Genomic DNA, 14,611 nt, shown 5'->3' with positions numbered 1-14,611 from the left:
AACTGCGAAAATACGGCGTCAATCGGCGAATTTCTGCGTCATGTCAACTTGCACAGGTTTATCCTCTCGTTCCATTTAGAAGAAGATGACAAAACGAACCGATGAGGACCACGAGCATGATTCTGGCGTCCGTTGACGGCGGAGTTGAGCTGCATGAACAATTTTTTCAACCAAAAGGAGCTTCGAGAATTGGCGAAGCGCCGGCTGTCGCGGGGTCTCTTCGAAATACATCGACAGAGGCACCGAAGACGAGAATGCGATTCGGCGCAACCGGCATGCCCTTGGACGCGGTGCGAATAAGGCCGCGGGTGCTGATCGGCGGCCGCGCTCGCACTCAAGCTATTTCGCTCTGCGAGTCCCACGACACGCCCTAAGCCCTTGCGCAGCTTGGGAATGCGCAGTTCGACCGCGCCCGCGCGAGTCTCCCAAATGCGGTCGCGGTAGCCGTTCCGCTGCGCCAGACGCTCGGGGCTCTTCTCGCCATAGGCTGCCCCGGTCTGCCTTTCCACTTCCAGCTCCATCAGGCGCTGAGCGGCAAAGCCGATCATCTCGCGCAGAAGATCCGCATCAGGGGTCTTCTCCACGAGCGTCCGTAGGTTCATCATCTCATCGGCATTGGTGGTTCCTCCAATCAGGTTGGTGTCAGCAACCCGCCCCTGCCGGCGACGCGCCGGTGATCACCGCAAAGCCGTCCGCCCGCTACGGCACTGTCTGAGGCCGCGCGTGCGGACGGCCTTGCTCTACTGAGCTACACCATCACGGGAGAGTACGTCATGCCAAGCTGATGATTGCTTGTGGGGGCAAGTCTCATCCGGCCAAAGCTGTAGCAGGCAAGCCGGGACCGAGTTTTGAGGGCGTCGCGGCAACGTGAGGTCCGAAGTGCAGACAGGAGCCATGCGGGGGACTGGAATGAGCCTTGAAAGGTGGATGTTCGCGGAGACCGAGTGTGGTCCCTAGTCACGAAGGCAACAGGAGCATCGTCGCTATGCGAGACGATGCCGCTCCGTCGGGGGTCGATGGCCGGATCACGCATGGAAGGCAATCATCGGAACATGAGAGGCCCGACCGGGTCCATTGGATTGGTCTCCAATGGGGGACAGCGGCAAGGCACTGCCAGAGCCGCGGTCCGAGCTGAGGTCGGGAGTCGGACTGGTCCATAGCAGCTGTGAAGTCGTAAGGAAACGAGACGTATGGAGGGAAGCGGCCGGCCCGAGAGGAGCCCGCGCGAGAAGGCCACGGGCCGGACTCAGAGCCGGGTTGCCTTGCCGCCGAATCTCGAGCGGGTGAACGCGGCGGCCAAGCAGGCTGCCCAAACCCGGTTCACAGCCTTGCTGCACCACATCGACGAAGACGCTCTGCTTCGGGCGCTTCGACGACAAAAGCGGCAGGCCAGCGCGGGGGGGCGATGGGATAACGGTGGCGAAGTACGAAAAAGGGCTCACCGATAACATCCGCTATCTCTGCGCACGGGTCCACACTGGTCGCTACCGGCCACAGCCGGTGCGGCGCGTCTCCATCCCCAAAGCCAATGGCGGTAAGCGGCCTCTCAGTGTGCCGGCGCTGCAGGACAAGATCGTCCAAAGCGCGGTGGCCCAGGTGTTGAGCGCCGTCTATGAGGTCAACTTCTTCGGGTTCTCCTACGGCTTCCGGCCGGGGCGGAATCCCCATATAGCGCTTGATGCCCTGCATACGGCGATCATGAGCCAGCGCGTGAACTGGGTGCTCGATGCTGACATTCGCAGCTTCTTCGACTCGGTCGACCACGAGTGGCTGCTGCGGATGGTGGCGCACAGGATCGCCGATCCTCGCATCTTTACGGCTCATCGAGCTGCGGCTGCGAGCTGGCGTTCTTGAGAGCGGCGAGAAGCAAGACGCGGACAGGGGTACGCCGCAACGGGCGGGCATCAGCCCGCTCCTTGCCAACATCTTCCTACACTACGTCCTCGATCTCTGGGTCCACCAATGGCGTCGTCGCCATGCACGCGGTCGCGTTGTGACTGTGTGCTATGCGGACGACTTCGTCGTGGGCTTCGAGAGCAAGGCCAATGCGCAGGAAATGCTCTTTGGCCCTCAAGGCGCGGCTGGCCAGCTTCGGCCTGACGCTCCATGGGGATAAGACGCGGCTGATCGAGTTTGGCCGGTTCACGGCCCTCTCGCGGCAGCGGCGGGGCGAGCGCGGCCAGAGACCTTCGCCTTCCTCGGCTTCACCCACTGCTGCGGGCGGACCTGAGGTGGCCGGTTCATCGTGAAGCACAAGACGGAGGGGAAACGCCTGACGCGCAAGCTGACGGCGTTGCGCCAGGACGCTTGGCGGCTCGTGCACGCGCCACTGGCCACGCAGCACGAGTGGTTCGCTGCCGTACTGCGCGGGCACTATGGCTACTATGGCGGGCCACACAATTATCCAGCGCTCAACGGCTTCTACCGCGAAGTGCGTCAGACCTGGCTACGTTGCCTGAGACGGCGCAGCCAGAAAGTCGGCGCATGGGCTGGTCGGAGTTTGCGACCCTGACGGGACGCTTCCGCCTTCTCTACGCATCACTCGCACGCAGGCGCGGATATGACGCGGTTACTCTCGGGAAGAGCCGGGTGCGGGAAAGCCGCATGCCCGGATCCGTGAGGGCGAAAGCCGAATGCTGAGCTACTCGACCACGACCGAGGACACCTGCACTTAAATCCCGAACCGATATTTGGGTACACAACACTGCGAGCTTCGGGACTAAGAACCTGGCTTCGCTCGGATCAATCACAACGGAATAGAGGCAAGCCGCCCTCGTCGTATCGCTTCGGGGAGGAGCGTCCATATGCGGCCAGTGCATAAAACCCGCTCAAGGCGCGTCATGCGCAGAAATTCCACGGCATCAGCGACACATCTAGTGAAATGCTGCGGCATTTTCAGATAAGTTATTCGTGAAGATCGGGCCGGCAAATTTGAAAGTTTACGGAAAATAGATGCCTCAGACCTTTCGGGACGCCAAGTGGTATCGCTCGATGCTGTACGTCCCTGGAAACAAACTTGACTGGATGTTGAAGGCACCCAAATATGGAGCGGATGCCTTGGTCTTCGATCTCGAAGACTCGGTCGCAGTTCCTGAGAAAGCTGCGGCTCGGGAGGCGGTCGCGATAGCAATCAACGAGCTACGAACCGGCGCCTTCGGGCGATTCGTGAGGCTCAATGGGTGGCGAACAGGTTTTCTGCTCGACGACCTGAGTGCCATCGTAATCGATGGTCTTGATGGAGTGACGCTGCCGAAGACTGAAGATCCGGAAGATATCGCAGCTCTGGACCTTGTGCTTGGGGAGTTGGAGAGGTCGCGGGGTCTGCCGGTCGGCCGAATCGAGATTATTCCGGGTGCAGAAACTGCAGCGGCGATGTACCGAATCTACAACATCTGCATGGCTTCCCAGCGGGTCAAACGGGCAGGCGTTGCTTGTGGTCCGGCCCCCGGTGGAGACGGGGCCCGCTCCTTGGGCATCAATGACGCGACGGAAGAAGGGATCTACTTCGGTGCCTATTCCGTGCTGCAAGCTCGCGCAGCCGGAATTGTGCACGTTGAAGCCTCCATGACGGTGCAGTTGGACCTCGAGTCGGTCCGGCGGATCAATGAAAGGTCCAAGCGCATGGGTGCGACTTGGGCGTCAGTAATCCACCCTAGCCACATCCCCCTAGTCAACGAAATCTACTCGCCATCGCAAAGCGAAGTCGATGAGGCGTGCGAAATCGTCTCGGCTTTTGCGGAAGCTGTTTCTCGTGGCGAGGCCGCGGTTCGTTATAAGTCAATGCTGGTTGACTATGCTAACATTCGGGCTGCGATGGGCATGCTCAAAAGGGCCCAGGCGGCGGGAATTAACGTCAGCGATATTCCGACCCTCGACGTCCCCGCATACTGAATAAAACAAAGCTTCGCGCCGACCAAGTAGTGCGACTGCGACTTTCAGCGAAAATCTAACCTGAATGCGAGAGGTGAGTGTGGCGGAAGCTCTTCAAGGTATAGTTGTTCTTGATCTCACCGCATATCTCGCGGGGCCGTACGGGTGCGCGCTCCTGGGTGATGTGGGTGCCGATGTCATCAAGATCGAACCTCCCGCGGGCGACAACACGCGGAATTATCCATCGAGCTTAGATGAAGAGAATAGAACGTTTCTGGGAGCAAACAGAAACAAGCGATCGATTGTGCTAAATCTGAAGCATTCCGATGGCCTGGCGGCTTTCTACCGATTGGTAGAGAAGGCCGATGTCGTTGTACACAACTTCCGTCCCGCAGTTCCTGCGCGGCTTGGTATTGACTACGAAACGCTAAGACGCCGACGCCCTGATCTCATCTACTGCAGTTTCACAGGGTATGGCGAAAACGAAAACGGTCCTTTGCGCGATCATCCGGGCTTCGACACCATGCTGCAGTGCTTCACGGGCATAGCCGCGATGCAGGGCGTCTTTACGGGCGGACAACCGCAAGTGATGACAGGTTCGATCGTGGACTATTATTCGGCCTCTATAGTCACGATCGCAATTTTGTCAGCGCTCGTACATCGGCTACGGACGGGCGAGGGGCAGCATGTGAGGGCCTCGCTGTTGCGGTCAGCCATCTCGCTGCAAGCTGGCAACTTCATATGGGCCGAGGGCGAGCCTCGGGATATCCAGCGTTTTTGGGGACAGAGTTACTCGGGAATCTATCCTGCCAAGGACGGCCACCTCTACCTGCAAGCCACCACTCAGTCATTCTGGAAGAACCTTTGTGAATATCTCGGTTTTCCAGAGTTGGCGGACGACCCCCGCTACGACACGCTGGTCAAGCGCAACGTCCTTAGGCACGAGATCCGTCCCTTGATAAGGGACGCCCTTGTTCAGCGCACTGCGCTCGAATGGGAGCAGTTGCTACTTGGCAAGGTCCCCTGCGTTGCGGTCCGATCGATGGAGGACATGTTCGACCATCCGCAGGTGGTGGCTGAAGGGATCGTTGTGGAGCACGAACACCCGAGAGTTGGTAAGTACAAGGCCATGGGCAAAGCGGTCCAGATGGGAGTGGGAGACAAGCTCACTACTCGCGCTCCGATGCTCGGAGAGCATACGGAGGAGGTGCTCGCACAATTTGGTTTTGCGGACGATGAGCTAGCTGCGATGCGGGCGAACGGAGCGGCGGCATGAAGACACAGTTTTTGGGGATATCCGCGTCGACTCGATTTCAAGAGTTCGACTCTGCGGTCGAGCCGGGTTGGCTATTCAGCGGCGACGCCATCCACGACCTGATCCAACTGGCGCCCGGACTTTATCAACGCCAGCTATGACCGTGAGGCGGCAAAGCAAACGCTCTTGAACCTGATTGCCCGGTGCATCGACACGCCGACGAGTTTGATGACGGCGCATTTCCCGTCGCCTCGCCTACGGCAGGGTGGGTTGTGAGTGACGCCGGTCAAACTCGCTTTCGCTTCGTCGATGACTGAACTGAGTGCCCGCGTGCGAGCGAACGCGCCACTGCCGGCTCATCTTTCGCCTTCTCGATTGAGGCCATCGAACCTGCTATCTCAGCGCTTCAAGCAAGATGGTGGACAGCTGCCCCGGGGAACCGCCTACTTCGGTGCGACCGGGTCCACCAGTCTGCTCGGCTTCATTGTTGGGCTCATATGAGGGACCCGGGATTCCACACGCTTGCCCGTGATGACCGCGGTCTCCGGGCTCCCCAGGATGTTCATTCTCTTAGAACGATACTTCCGAGAGGGCCGGGCGACCAGGCCAAACTACAATGATCAAAGGAGTTCGCATGCCGCTCTCGCAGTTGGACAAGCAGCCGGTGCTCATAGTTATTGACCTTCAAAAGGGCAACGTCAGCCTGCCCATGGCCCGTCCCACGAAGGAGATCACGGACAGGTCGGCGTCCCTTGCCCGCGCCTTTCGCCATCGCGGCTTTCCGGTGGTGCTCGTCAACGTCGCTGGCGGTGCGCCAGGCCGAACGGATACGATGGGCAATTTCGATCCGCCAGCCGACTGGGCGGAACTCGTTGAGGAGTTGTCGCAACACACGAACGATCACGTGATCACGAAGCCGCGGTGGGGGGCGTTTTACGACTCGGGTTTGGAACAACTCCTGAAGCGTCTCTGCGTAACGCAGGTGTTCCTCTGCGGCATCGCCACGAGCATCGGCGCGGAATCGACCGCACGGCAGGCGCACGAGCACAGCTATCATGTCGTTCTCGTTGAGGATGCTATGACGGATCCAGCCTCAGAGGCCCACCACCACAGCGTCCGCAATATATTTCCGCGTCTGGGCGAGGTGACCGACACCGCCGCGGTGCTCGCAGCGCTGAACGCCGGCTAAAAACCGCCGGTTGAGGCGAGAGTCCGCCCTCGCTTGGCCGGCGGCTCCCGAACTAGAGCGCGTTGAGATTAGGTGGAATGGCGACCAATATGACCGTGCGCGGTGCCTTCGAACGCGGCCACCGGGAGGTGATGGTGGAGGACCTGATGGCGACGGTTTCGCCCGAGGCCCACGCGATGAGCTTCAAGAGCATCTTCCCGCTGGGTCGAGTCCGCGCTCGCGGACCTGGCCGCGCAATGAGGAAGGTAGCCTTGGAGATGCAATGAGACATCATTGTGACAGATCGACGGGCGAAGCGCCGCGGCTGCCGGCCCTTGAAGGAAGGCAGGCTGGAACAAGAATAAATACGAGAGCAAACACTTGCGAGTCGTGAATCGGGAAGACGTGGAGCGGTCATCGCGAGCGCGTCTCGAATGCAAGTGCCTGCTGATGGGTGAGTAGGGCACTGCGGAGAACTACAAAATCAACCTCACCCGCAGCAACGGCGAATTTTGCTCGCCGTGGCACCCAGCACAACTTGCCAGCTCCGCAAGAGGGTGTCGCATGAGCGTGGACCCGCAGACCTGGCTCGAGCCCGGACAGGCGGGCTACTTACCTGAAGGCACCTACTACGGTCCGCGGAAGAACGTCTATCGCTGTTTCGCCGCCGTGTTCCAAGGTGGCGGTGCCAGCGGCAGGGGCTATTCAGCCGCTGAGAGACAAGACGCGTGCAGCAAGAGCTGGCGGCTTAGGGAAGGTTCGAACAACGCGAAACGTGAGCCGCATCGGCGCTGCACATCCTAATTATATTGCGACGTGCCGAACGAGGATCTCGCGTTTGAGTGCATTTGCGGCTCGTTTCTGGCCCTCCGGCAGTTTTCGATCGGACCACTCGCAGCATCATCGTCAACTGCTTTCGCCCTATCGACAGTGTCGATAGGGCAAACGGCGTGACGATAGGCGCCGTCTTCTTGGAGGGTCGCGGAAGCGCACCTTCGCCTGCCCGAACTGACGCTTGACCGCCCGGAACAGATGTTCGCCGTCGGCGCGCACTCTGGCCTATTCATGCACTCGCGCATGAATCTTGACTCGGCAGGCAGGTTGGCGACCTCACTCGACTTGGCGGCGATGAGCCATTGAACATCGGGCGCTGCACGCGGCTCGCAGCACCGCGATACCCCAGTCGCCCCACAAGTGTTCTTCCTTGCCGTGCAGCAGATCGGCAACTTGCTCGACGTCGCCTCGTTGGCCGCCAGGGTCGTGACCGTGTGTACCAGCTCGCTGTCCGCATCGATGTCGATGTGGGCCTTATCCCGACGAGCTACGGGTTGCGCTTCTTGGTCTGCTGCCTCCACGGGTCGCGCTCACCCATGGCGTTCTTGCTGGAGCTGGGCGAGACGATGATCGTGGCGGCCACGAGCTGTCTCGTTTGAGCGCATGCGCCGCGGCGTCTTAAGAACCCTTAAATTCATTACAATCAGAAATTACGGAGGGCGCGAGCTCAATGGCAGCACGAGGTCAAATCAACAACATTTTAGGGGGACGTCGTGAACAGGGGCGATAGGCGCAGAAAAGCTGCGTAGGCACAGGCTTCGTGATCGTTTCATGCGCGGCTACCCTCGCTTTTGCCGCATATAGCACGCCGTGCTTAGTAATACTGCTGTCGCAAGCCTTGTTCTTAGTCGCCGAAAGATCGTCGGCGCTGCGATCCTTTCTTGAAATATTTCAAGGAGTCAACATGAGCAATCTCACTCGCCGTAGCATTATGCAAGGAGGTCTCGCTCTCGCAGGGACCATCGCAGCGCCTCAGCTTGCGCTCGGTCAAAACGGCGGCGGCAGGACCATCACAGCCGGTGGCGTCGACCTCACGAGCTATGACCCTGTGGTGAGCACGAGCCTTTTGACTACGTATCACGCCGCAAAGGTCTACGATACGCTCTTCGGCCTCGATCTTCAGCAAAGGCCGCAACCCCAGATGGTCAGCAAGTACGAATTGTCTGACGACAAGCTCACCTGGACCTTCGAGCTGCGCGACGGCCTCAAGTTCCACGACGGCGCGGCCGTCACCAGCGCGGACGTCATCCCATCAATTCGGCGTTGGGCGGCACGATCTCCTTTGGGTCAGCTCATGATGACGCATGTGAAAGATATTAGTGCCAGAGACACTAAAATATTCAGCATCCAATTAAAGGAGCGCTTCGGCCTGGTTCTTGAGGGGCTGGCAGGTAGCAGTGATGGCGGCTGCTTCATTATGCGTAAGAAGGAGGCTGAGACGGATCCTGCGCAAAAGATCGACGCGGTCATTGGCTCCGGCCCCTTCAAATTCAATTTGACCGAAACCAAGCCGGGAGCGAAGTACGTTTACGATAGGAACCCCGACTACGTGCCCCGCAAGGAGCCACCGAGCGGCATGGCGGGCGGTAAGTTGGTAAAGATCGATCGACTGACCTACATGGCCATGCCGGACGCCCAAACCGCAATTGCAGCCATACAGGCAGGTGAGATTGACTTCTACGACGAGCCGCCGATTGATCTGCTGGAACAGCTTTCCCGGGACAAGAACGTCAAGCTCCAGGTGCTGGATCAGTTGGGTCAAAACGGCTTGATTCGATTTAACCATCTTCATCCGCCGTTCAACAACGTCAAGTGTCGCCAAGCGATTCTGTACATCGTCAAGCAGCTGGACTATCTCAAGGCCATCATCTCCAATCCCGATTACTACAAGACATGCGCCTCAAGCTTTGGGTGCGGCACATCCACGGAGAACGACGCGAATACCGGTTGGTTCAGGGCCGCGCCTGACTATACAAAGGCGAAGCAGCTCTTGAAGGAGGGTGGCTATGACGGACGTCCCGTCGTTTTGTTGCAGGCCACCAACTGGTCCATCGCGAAGGACGCTGCGGAGATTCTCGCCGACGAGATGCGACGGGCCGGCATCAACGTTCGGTTGGAGCCGATGGACTGGGCGGGTGTGACGGCGCGCCGCGCCGTTAAGTCGTCTCCCGACCAAGGCGGTTGGAACGTGTTCACTAGCACGGCACCAGGCTTTTTCCTCGGCAATCCTCTGTTTTCCTATCATCAGGCGAATGGAGAGAAGGGTTGGTTTGGATGGGCGAGCGACTCAAAAAACGAAGAGTTGCGTAACAGGTGGGTGCTCGCTGAAACGGTTGAAGAGCGCAGAGAGGTCGCGCGAGAGATGCAGGAGAACGAATGGAACTTCGTGCCACAGGTGTTATTCGGGCGATGGCTTCAGCCGGTAGTCATGCGCGTCAACATCAAAGGGGTGCAGCCCAACACATTCAGCTGGGCGAGTCCCGTGTGGTGGAACGTCGAGAAAGCATAGCAATAGGCACTGAAATTAGGTTGCGCCTGGACTTTCTTGGAGCGCATGCGAAGAGCATTGAATTCAATGGGCAGCTACATCATTCGTCGTCTGAGTTCGGCAGTCCCGGTCATGGCGATCGTGGCGATCATCGTTTTCTTGCTCTTACACTTGGCGCCCGGTGACCCCGCGGCGATCATGGCGGGTGATAACCCAACACCGGAGGCGATCGCGCAGATACGCCAGCAACTCGGCCTCGCCGAGCCGTTGTGGAGGCAGTTCCTTCTCTGGGTGGTGAACCTCACGCACGGCGATCTTGGCCAGTCTATTGTGTGGGGCGAGCCCGTTACAAGGTTGATTGCTCAGCGCGCTGAGCCCACGATTTCTCTTGCCCTCACGACCAGCGTCTTTGCGGTGCCGATCGCGCTGGTGCTCGGCATCGCTGCGGCTGCAAAAGCTGGTACGGCGTTCGACCGGTGTGTGATGGGTTTTGCTGTGCTGGATTTTTCGATACCGCTTTTCGTTGTAGGCTATGTCCTCATCTTCCTCTTCTCGATCAAGTTCAAATGGTTGCCGGTGCAAGGCTACTCGCCGATCGCCAATGGGGTGGGGCCATGGCTGCGCAGCCTGACCCTGCCGACACTGGCTCTGGGCCTGCCCTATGTCGCCCTGATTGCCCGCATCACTCGTGCCACCATGCTAGAGGTGCTCAGTGAGGATTACATGCGGACGGCGCGCGCCAAAGGAGTTGGTAGTGCGCGACTATTGCTGAAGCACGCACTCAAGAACGCCGCGTTGCCAATCGTGACAGTGATCGGCATGGGCGTGGGGTTTCTCATCGGTGGGGCAATTGTTACCGAGACCGTCTTCAACATCCCGGGCATTGGCCGGCTCGTCGTAGACGGCATTACGCGTCGCGACTATCCAATTATCCAGGGCGTCACGCTTATCCTTTCTGGCGTCTACATGCTAGTCAATCTGCTCGTTGATCTTTCATATGCGCTGTTCGATCCAAGGATCCGTTACTGATGGCCGCTGTTCTAAACACAACTGCCGCAGTGCCACTGCGGGTTCACGCGGGCTTAGGCGAGTTCGTGCTCCGGAATCCGACGATTGTGCTGGGCGTGGCGTTGCTCGCCATTATTGGTATAGCCGCAGTCGCTGCGCCCCTTTTGACTGGCGACCCAATGGCGATCTCCCCCAGCGATCGGCTGCTGTCTCCAGATGCCGAGCATTGGTTCGGCACAGATTCTTTTGGCCGCGACGTTTTCGCAAGGACGATCCAGGGCGCGCGCATCTCATTGGCGGTCGGACTATCTGTTGCGGTCCTGTCCATCATCATCGGTCTCGTCATTGGCTTGGTTGCCGGTTACTACCGCAGAGTCGACGGTATTATCATGCGGTTCATGGATGCGATGATGGCGATTCCTTCCATCCTGCTTGCAATTGCGCTAGTCGCACTCACGAAGGGGGGCATTGGGATTGTCATCATCGCCATTAGCTTGCCAGAAATACCGCGCGTAGTGCGCCTCGTGCGGTCGGTAGTCCTCTCGACGCGCGAACTCGCGTTCGTGGAAGCGGCGGTCGCCTCCGGCAGTCGTGATTTCAAGATTATCCGGCGTCACATCTTGCCCAGCGCTGTGGCGCCGGTGATCGTGCAGGCCACGTTCATCATCGCGGCGGCCATGCTATCGGAGGCGGCGCTGTCTTTTCTGGGCATTGGAGTGCCTCCAGAGATCCCGACCTGGGGTAACATGATTTCTGCACACAAACTCTACCTTGCGCGAGCCCCTTGGACCATTTTCTTTCCTGGTGCGTTCTTGACCGTCGTAGTGCTCGCCGTCAACTTGCTGGGGGACGGACTGCGCGACCGGCTGGATCCCCGACTCGCGCGCCGGATGTAAGCCGACCATGACACTCACTGCAGTCAAAACTCCCAACGCACCCGCAGCACCCATCCTCAGCGTCGAGGATCTGCGCACGCACTTCTTTACTCGCGACGGTGTCACGCGCGCGGTCGATGGCATGAGCTTCGATATCAATGCCGGCGACACGCTAGGGATCGTGGGCGAAAGTGGGTGTGGCAAGAGTGTCACCGCGCTCTCGATAATCCGCCTTCTGCCTGCGGAGCTCGCGCGCACTGTTGGTGGTCGCGTGCGCTTCGATGGCCGCGACATCCTTGCATTGAGCGAAGCCGAGATGCGCAACATTCGTGGCAACAGCATGGCGATGATCTTCCAGGAGCCTATGACCTCGCTGAACCCTGTGCTCACTGTTGGTGAACAGATCGCCGAGGCAGTGATGATCCATCAGAAGAGGAGCCGGCAGGAGGCAATGGCGCGTGCGGCTGAGGTGCTCAAGCTCGTGCGCATCCCCGATGCTGAGCGGCGACTGAAGGACTATCCGCACCAGTTCTCCGGAGGAATGCGCCAGCGCGTCATGATCGCGATGGCACTCTCCTGCAATCCGCGGCTGCTGATCGCCGACGAGCCGACAACAGCGCTCGACGTCACCATCCAGGCGCAGATCCTGCGTCTGATTCTGGAGTTGAAGAAGACCATTGGCGCCGCAGTTATTCTGATCACTCACGATCTCGGAGTAGTCGCCGAAACCTGTCAGCGCGTCATCGTCACATATGCGGGCCGCAAGGTCGAAGAGGCCGAGGTAACCGAACTCTTCGAGCACCCCCTCCACCCATATACGCGCGGCCTGATTGCTTCAATTCCGCGCGGACGAGCGGGATCGGAGCGGGCGTCTCGCCTTATCGAGATTCCAGGCATGGTGCCGACTCTTAACCAGCCGAACACGGGATGCGCGTTCGCACCGCGTTGCGCTCGGGCGACGGACCGTTGTTGCGCCGGGGCGCCACCCTTCGAGCGAGTCGCAGGCACACACTTCGTCGCATGTTGGGAAGCCTCGTCGGAGATAGAAGCATGAATGCGCCCGTGCTTGAGGTCTCCAAGCTTCAGAAGAACTTTGCAGTGCATCGCGGACTTCTGCGTCGTGAGCTCGCGCAAGTCAAGGCGGTGGCGGGCGTGAGCTTTTCGATTGCGCGAGGCGAGACGCTTTGTATCGTTGGCGAAAGTGGCTGCGGCAAGTCTACGGTAGCCAAACTCGTCATGCGTCTTGCAGAGCCCACTGGCGGAACCATTCGGCTCAATGGCACGGACATTACACACCTGCACGAGCGAGAGCTGCGAAGGCACCGTCGGCACGTGCAGATGATTTTTCAGGACCCTTACGCATCGCTCAACCCCAAGCTTAGGGCAGCCGATATCGTGGGTGAACCGATCGAGAACTTCGAAGACCTCTCGGCCACTGAGCGTCAGAAACGGATTGCGACGATCTTACAGAACGTGGGGCTGCGTTCCGACGCCATGCGACGTTATCCGTTTGAGTTTTCGGGAGGTCAGCGCCAGCGGCTCGCGATAGCGCGCGCACTCGCCGTCAACCCGAGCCTCATTGTTGCCGACGAGCCGGTCTCGGCTTTGGACGTCTCGGTTCAGGCGCAGGTGCTTAACCTCATGGTGGACCTACAGCAGGAATTCAAGCTCGCCTACCTGTTCATTAGCCACGACCTCGGTGTAGTCGAACATATTGGCCACCGCATTGCGGTTATGTACCTTGGTCGCGTCGTGGAAACTGCCTCGAAGAAGGCGATCTTTAGCGAGCCGCTCCATCCTTACACCAAGGCACTCATAGACGCCGCACCGGTCCCAGATCCTCGGCAGAAGCGTGAACGACTGCTGATCGAGGGAGACGTTCCGAGCCCCCTGAATCCACCGTTGGGCTGCCATTTCCACACTCGCTGTCCGTTTGCAACGCAGCGCTGTCAAGCAGAGGTCCCGCAATTGCGCGAAGTGTCGCCTGGCCATCATGTAGCCTGCCATCTGCGAGAAGATGGGTATCGCGGCGTGCTGTCTTCGGCGACGTGAGTTACCTCAAAACTAAGGAGTGTCGTCCACATGTGCCTTGAGGCCACATGCCGATAGCCGTTGGGTCGACCTGATCAAACCCAGTTCCTGGACGTACTGCAAGAGTTTGGCTCCGCTGACCTGGTGAATCGGCGTATCTAGATCAGTCGTCGCGAGCACTTACTCAACAGGGAGGAACTTATGCGGACTAGGAAGTCGGACCGTCGCGTTTGCTGAGGTTACAGAATATTGCGACAACAGAACTGCCTCCCAACACTGTACAAGCTTCCAAGGAGCGCGACCTTGACGTGATGAGCGTTACCTTAAATGGATTGGACGAACTGGCCGTTCCCCGCTTGCGCAGTCAAATCAAGGCACGATGCTTGTGATTCGTTCGCTCCAACCCGCCGGTGTTGCGCCGGCTCAGGTAGAGCGAGCCATGGTGACCCGAACTGCAACGGGACTGAATAGCTACACCGCGCCTAGAGTGTTGGCTAGCTAACCCCCTTATCACAACACGTTGCAGGCCCAGTTGTCGGCGAAGTTCACTGCCATTGCTGCACTGCTCGGAAAAGCCGTCACGGAACTGCGACGCGTCCGGGAGTCATTCGGGGTCGGGATGTTGAGGAAATTGCAAAGAAGACGTCGTTGCTCGTGGCTGACGGGGATGAGGACGGAATTACTGTTGAAGTAGTTTTGAAAAATGGCAGGATACTCACTATGCGTTCTTCAGACGGGGCCGACATGAGTTGGGATGCCGCCATTGCCGCGAAGTTCGAGAGGCTCGCGTCTCTGAGACTTCGTGCCGCCACCCGAAGCGTGCTCGATGTCGGGGGCAATCTAGTCACGTGAATCTAAAGTTCACCACATAAAGTCTGCTGGGCTTTGTGGCAGAAGCGTTTGACCGAAGCCAAAATCTGGTCTGCGGACTTGGTCCATTTGAAGGGCTTCGGGCTTTTGTTGTGCAGGTCGATGAAGGAGCGGATGTCGGCCTCGAGCTGCCTGACGGAGGTGTGAACACCTCGCTGGATCTGCTTTCTGGTGAGTTCAGCGAACCAGCGCTCGACCTGATTGACGCGGAA

12 protein-coding genes and 2 pseudogenes are annotated in these 14,611 nt (G+C 59.1%); 12 read left to right on the top strand and 2 right to left on the bottom strand.

Going from position 1 to position 14,611, the window contains the following annotated elements:
* Positions 1-373 precede the first annotated feature (373 nt).
* Positions 374-605, bottom strand: a pseudogene (locus tag LMTR3_RS36450) (transposase); the annotation flags it as partial.
* A gap of 811 nt (positions 606-1,416) precedes the next feature.
* Between LMTR3_RS36450 and LMTR3_RS39805 the strand changes: the two are divergent.
* The 12 genes from LMTR3_RS39805 to LMTR3_RS16210 all read left to right on the top strand — a co-directional run bounded on the left by LMTR3_RS39805 (position 1,417) and on the right by LMTR3_RS16210 (position 13,550).
* On the top strand, positions 1,417-1,854 hold the full coding sequence (locus LMTR3_RS39805) for a reverse transcriptase domain-containing protein (RefSeq protein ID WP_283809299.1): 438 nt from the start codon (positions 1,417-1,419) through the stop codon (positions 1,852-1,854).
* Positions 1,802-2,116: a reverse transcriptase domain-containing protein gene (locus LMTR3_RS39800; RefSeq protein WP_283809300.1), complete on the top strand. Its 315-nt coding sequence runs from the start codon at positions 1,802-1,804 to the stop codon at positions 2,114-2,116. Before LMTR3_RS39805 ends, LMTR3_RS39800 begins: the two co-directional genes overlap by 53 nt.
* Before the next feature lie 836 nt (positions 2,117-2,952).
* Positions 2,953-3,891, top strand: a complete 939-nt coding sequence (locus LMTR3_RS16250) for an HpcH/HpaI aldolase/citrate lyase family protein (protein ID WP_065746100.1) — start codon at positions 2,953-2,955, stop codon at positions 3,889-3,891.
* Between the two features lie 79 nt (positions 3,892-3,970).
* Entirely contained in the window at positions 3,971-5,146 is a 1,176-nt protein-coding gene (locus LMTR3_RS16245; RefSeq protein WP_210184708.1) for a CaiB/BaiF CoA transferase family protein, read from the top strand.
* A complete protein-coding gene (locus tag LMTR3_RS38565) occupies positions 5,143-5,286 on the top strand; it encodes a hypothetical protein (RefSeq protein WP_176721920.1) in 144 nt (47 codons plus the stop codon). The genes LMTR3_RS16245 and LMTR3_RS38565 overlap by 4 nt, the downstream gene beginning before the upstream one ends.
* A 473-nt stretch (positions 5,287-5,759) precedes the next feature.
* Positions 5,760-6,314 (top strand): isochorismatase family protein, encoded by a 555-nt coding sequence (locus LMTR3_RS16240; RefSeq protein ID WP_065746098.1) that lies wholly within the window; start codon positions 5,760-5,762, stop codon positions 6,312-6,314.
* 77 nt (positions 6,315-6,391) lie between these two features.
* On the top strand, positions 6,392-6,580 hold the full coding sequence (locus tag LMTR3_RS16235; protein WP_065746097.1) for an isochorismatase family protein: 189 nt from the start codon (positions 6,392-6,394) through the stop codon (positions 6,578-6,580).
* Between the two features lie 1,451 nt (positions 6,581-8,031).
* Positions 8,032-9,636, top strand: coding sequence for an ABC transporter substrate-binding protein (locus tag LMTR3_RS16230; protein WP_065746096.1), 1,605 nt, complete (start codon positions 8,032-8,034; stop codon positions 9,634-9,636).
* A gap of 66 nt (positions 9,637-9,702) precedes the next feature.
* Complete coding sequence (locus LMTR3_RS16225; RefSeq protein WP_065746095.1) at positions 9,703-10,644, top strand: ABC transporter permease; 942 nt, start codon at positions 9,703-9,705, stop codon at positions 10,642-10,644.
* Positions 10,644-11,519 (top strand): ABC transporter permease, encoded by an 876-nt coding sequence (locus tag LMTR3_RS16220; protein ID WP_065746094.1) that lies wholly within the window; start codon positions 10,644-10,646, stop codon positions 11,517-11,519. The genes LMTR3_RS16225 and LMTR3_RS16220 overlap by 1 nt, the downstream gene beginning before the upstream one ends.
* Before the next feature lie 7 nt (positions 11,520-11,526).
* Complete coding sequence (locus LMTR3_RS16215; RefSeq protein WP_065746093.1) at positions 11,527-12,552, top strand: ABC transporter ATP-binding protein; 1,026 nt, start codon at positions 11,527-11,529, stop codon at positions 12,550-12,552.
* On the top strand, positions 12,549-13,550 hold the full coding sequence (locus LMTR3_RS16210; RefSeq protein ID WP_065746092.1) for an ABC transporter ATP-binding protein: 1,002 nt from the start codon (positions 12,549-12,551) through the stop codon (positions 13,548-13,550). The genes LMTR3_RS16215 and LMTR3_RS16210 overlap by 4 nt, the downstream gene beginning before the upstream one ends.
* 833 nt (positions 13,551-14,383) lie before the next feature.
* Here LMTR3_RS16210 and LMTR3_RS16200 read toward each other — a convergent pair.
* Positions 14,384-14,611: pseudogene (locus LMTR3_RS16200) on the bottom strand (IS630 family transposase); the annotation flags it as partial.

Source organism: Bradyrhizobium sp. LMTR 3 (genome assembly GCF_001693485.1).
In the GTDB taxonomy this organism is placed as follows: Bacteria; Pseudomonadota; Alphaproteobacteria; order Rhizobiales; family Xanthobacteraceae; genus Bradyrhizobium.
This window is presented reverse-complemented; position numbering and strand designations above follow the sequence as displayed.

Bases quoted from the DNA above. Each gene is read 5' to 3' on its own strand.
- LMTR3_RS16250 (WP_065746100.1), top strand. From the start codon at position 2,953: ATGCCTCAGACCTTTCGGGACGCCAAGTGGTATCGCTCGATGCTGTAC.
- LMTR3_RS38565 (WP_176721920.1), top strand. From the start codon at position 5,143: ATGAAGACACAGTTTTTGGGGATATCCGCGTCGACTCGATTTCAAGAG.
- LMTR3_RS16240 (WP_065746098.1), top strand. From the start codon at position 5,760: ATGCCGCTCTCGCAGTTGGACAAGCAGCCGGTGCTCATAGTTATTGAC.
- LMTR3_RS16235 (WP_065746097.1), top strand. From the start codon at position 6,392: ATGGCGACCAATATGACCGTGCGCGGTGCCTTCGAACGCGGCCACCGG.
- LMTR3_RS16230 (WP_065746096.1), top strand. From the start codon at position 8,032: ATGAGCAATCTCACTCGCCGTAGCATTATGCAAGGAGGTCTCGCTCTC.
- LMTR3_RS16225 (WP_065746095.1), top strand. From the start codon at position 9,703: ATGGGCAGCTACATCATTCGTCGTCTGAGTTCGGCAGTCCCGGTCATG.
- LMTR3_RS16220 (WP_065746094.1), top strand. From the start codon at position 10,644: ATGGCCGCTGTTCTAAACACAACTGCCGCAGTGCCACTGCGGGTTCAC.
- LMTR3_RS16215 (WP_065746093.1), top strand. From the start codon at position 11,527: ATGACACTCACTGCAGTCAAAACTCCCAACGCACCCGCAGCACCCATC.
- LMTR3_RS16210 (WP_065746092.1), top strand. From the start codon at position 12,549: ATGAATGCGCCCGTGCTTGAGGTCTCCAAGCTTCAGAAGAACTTTGCA.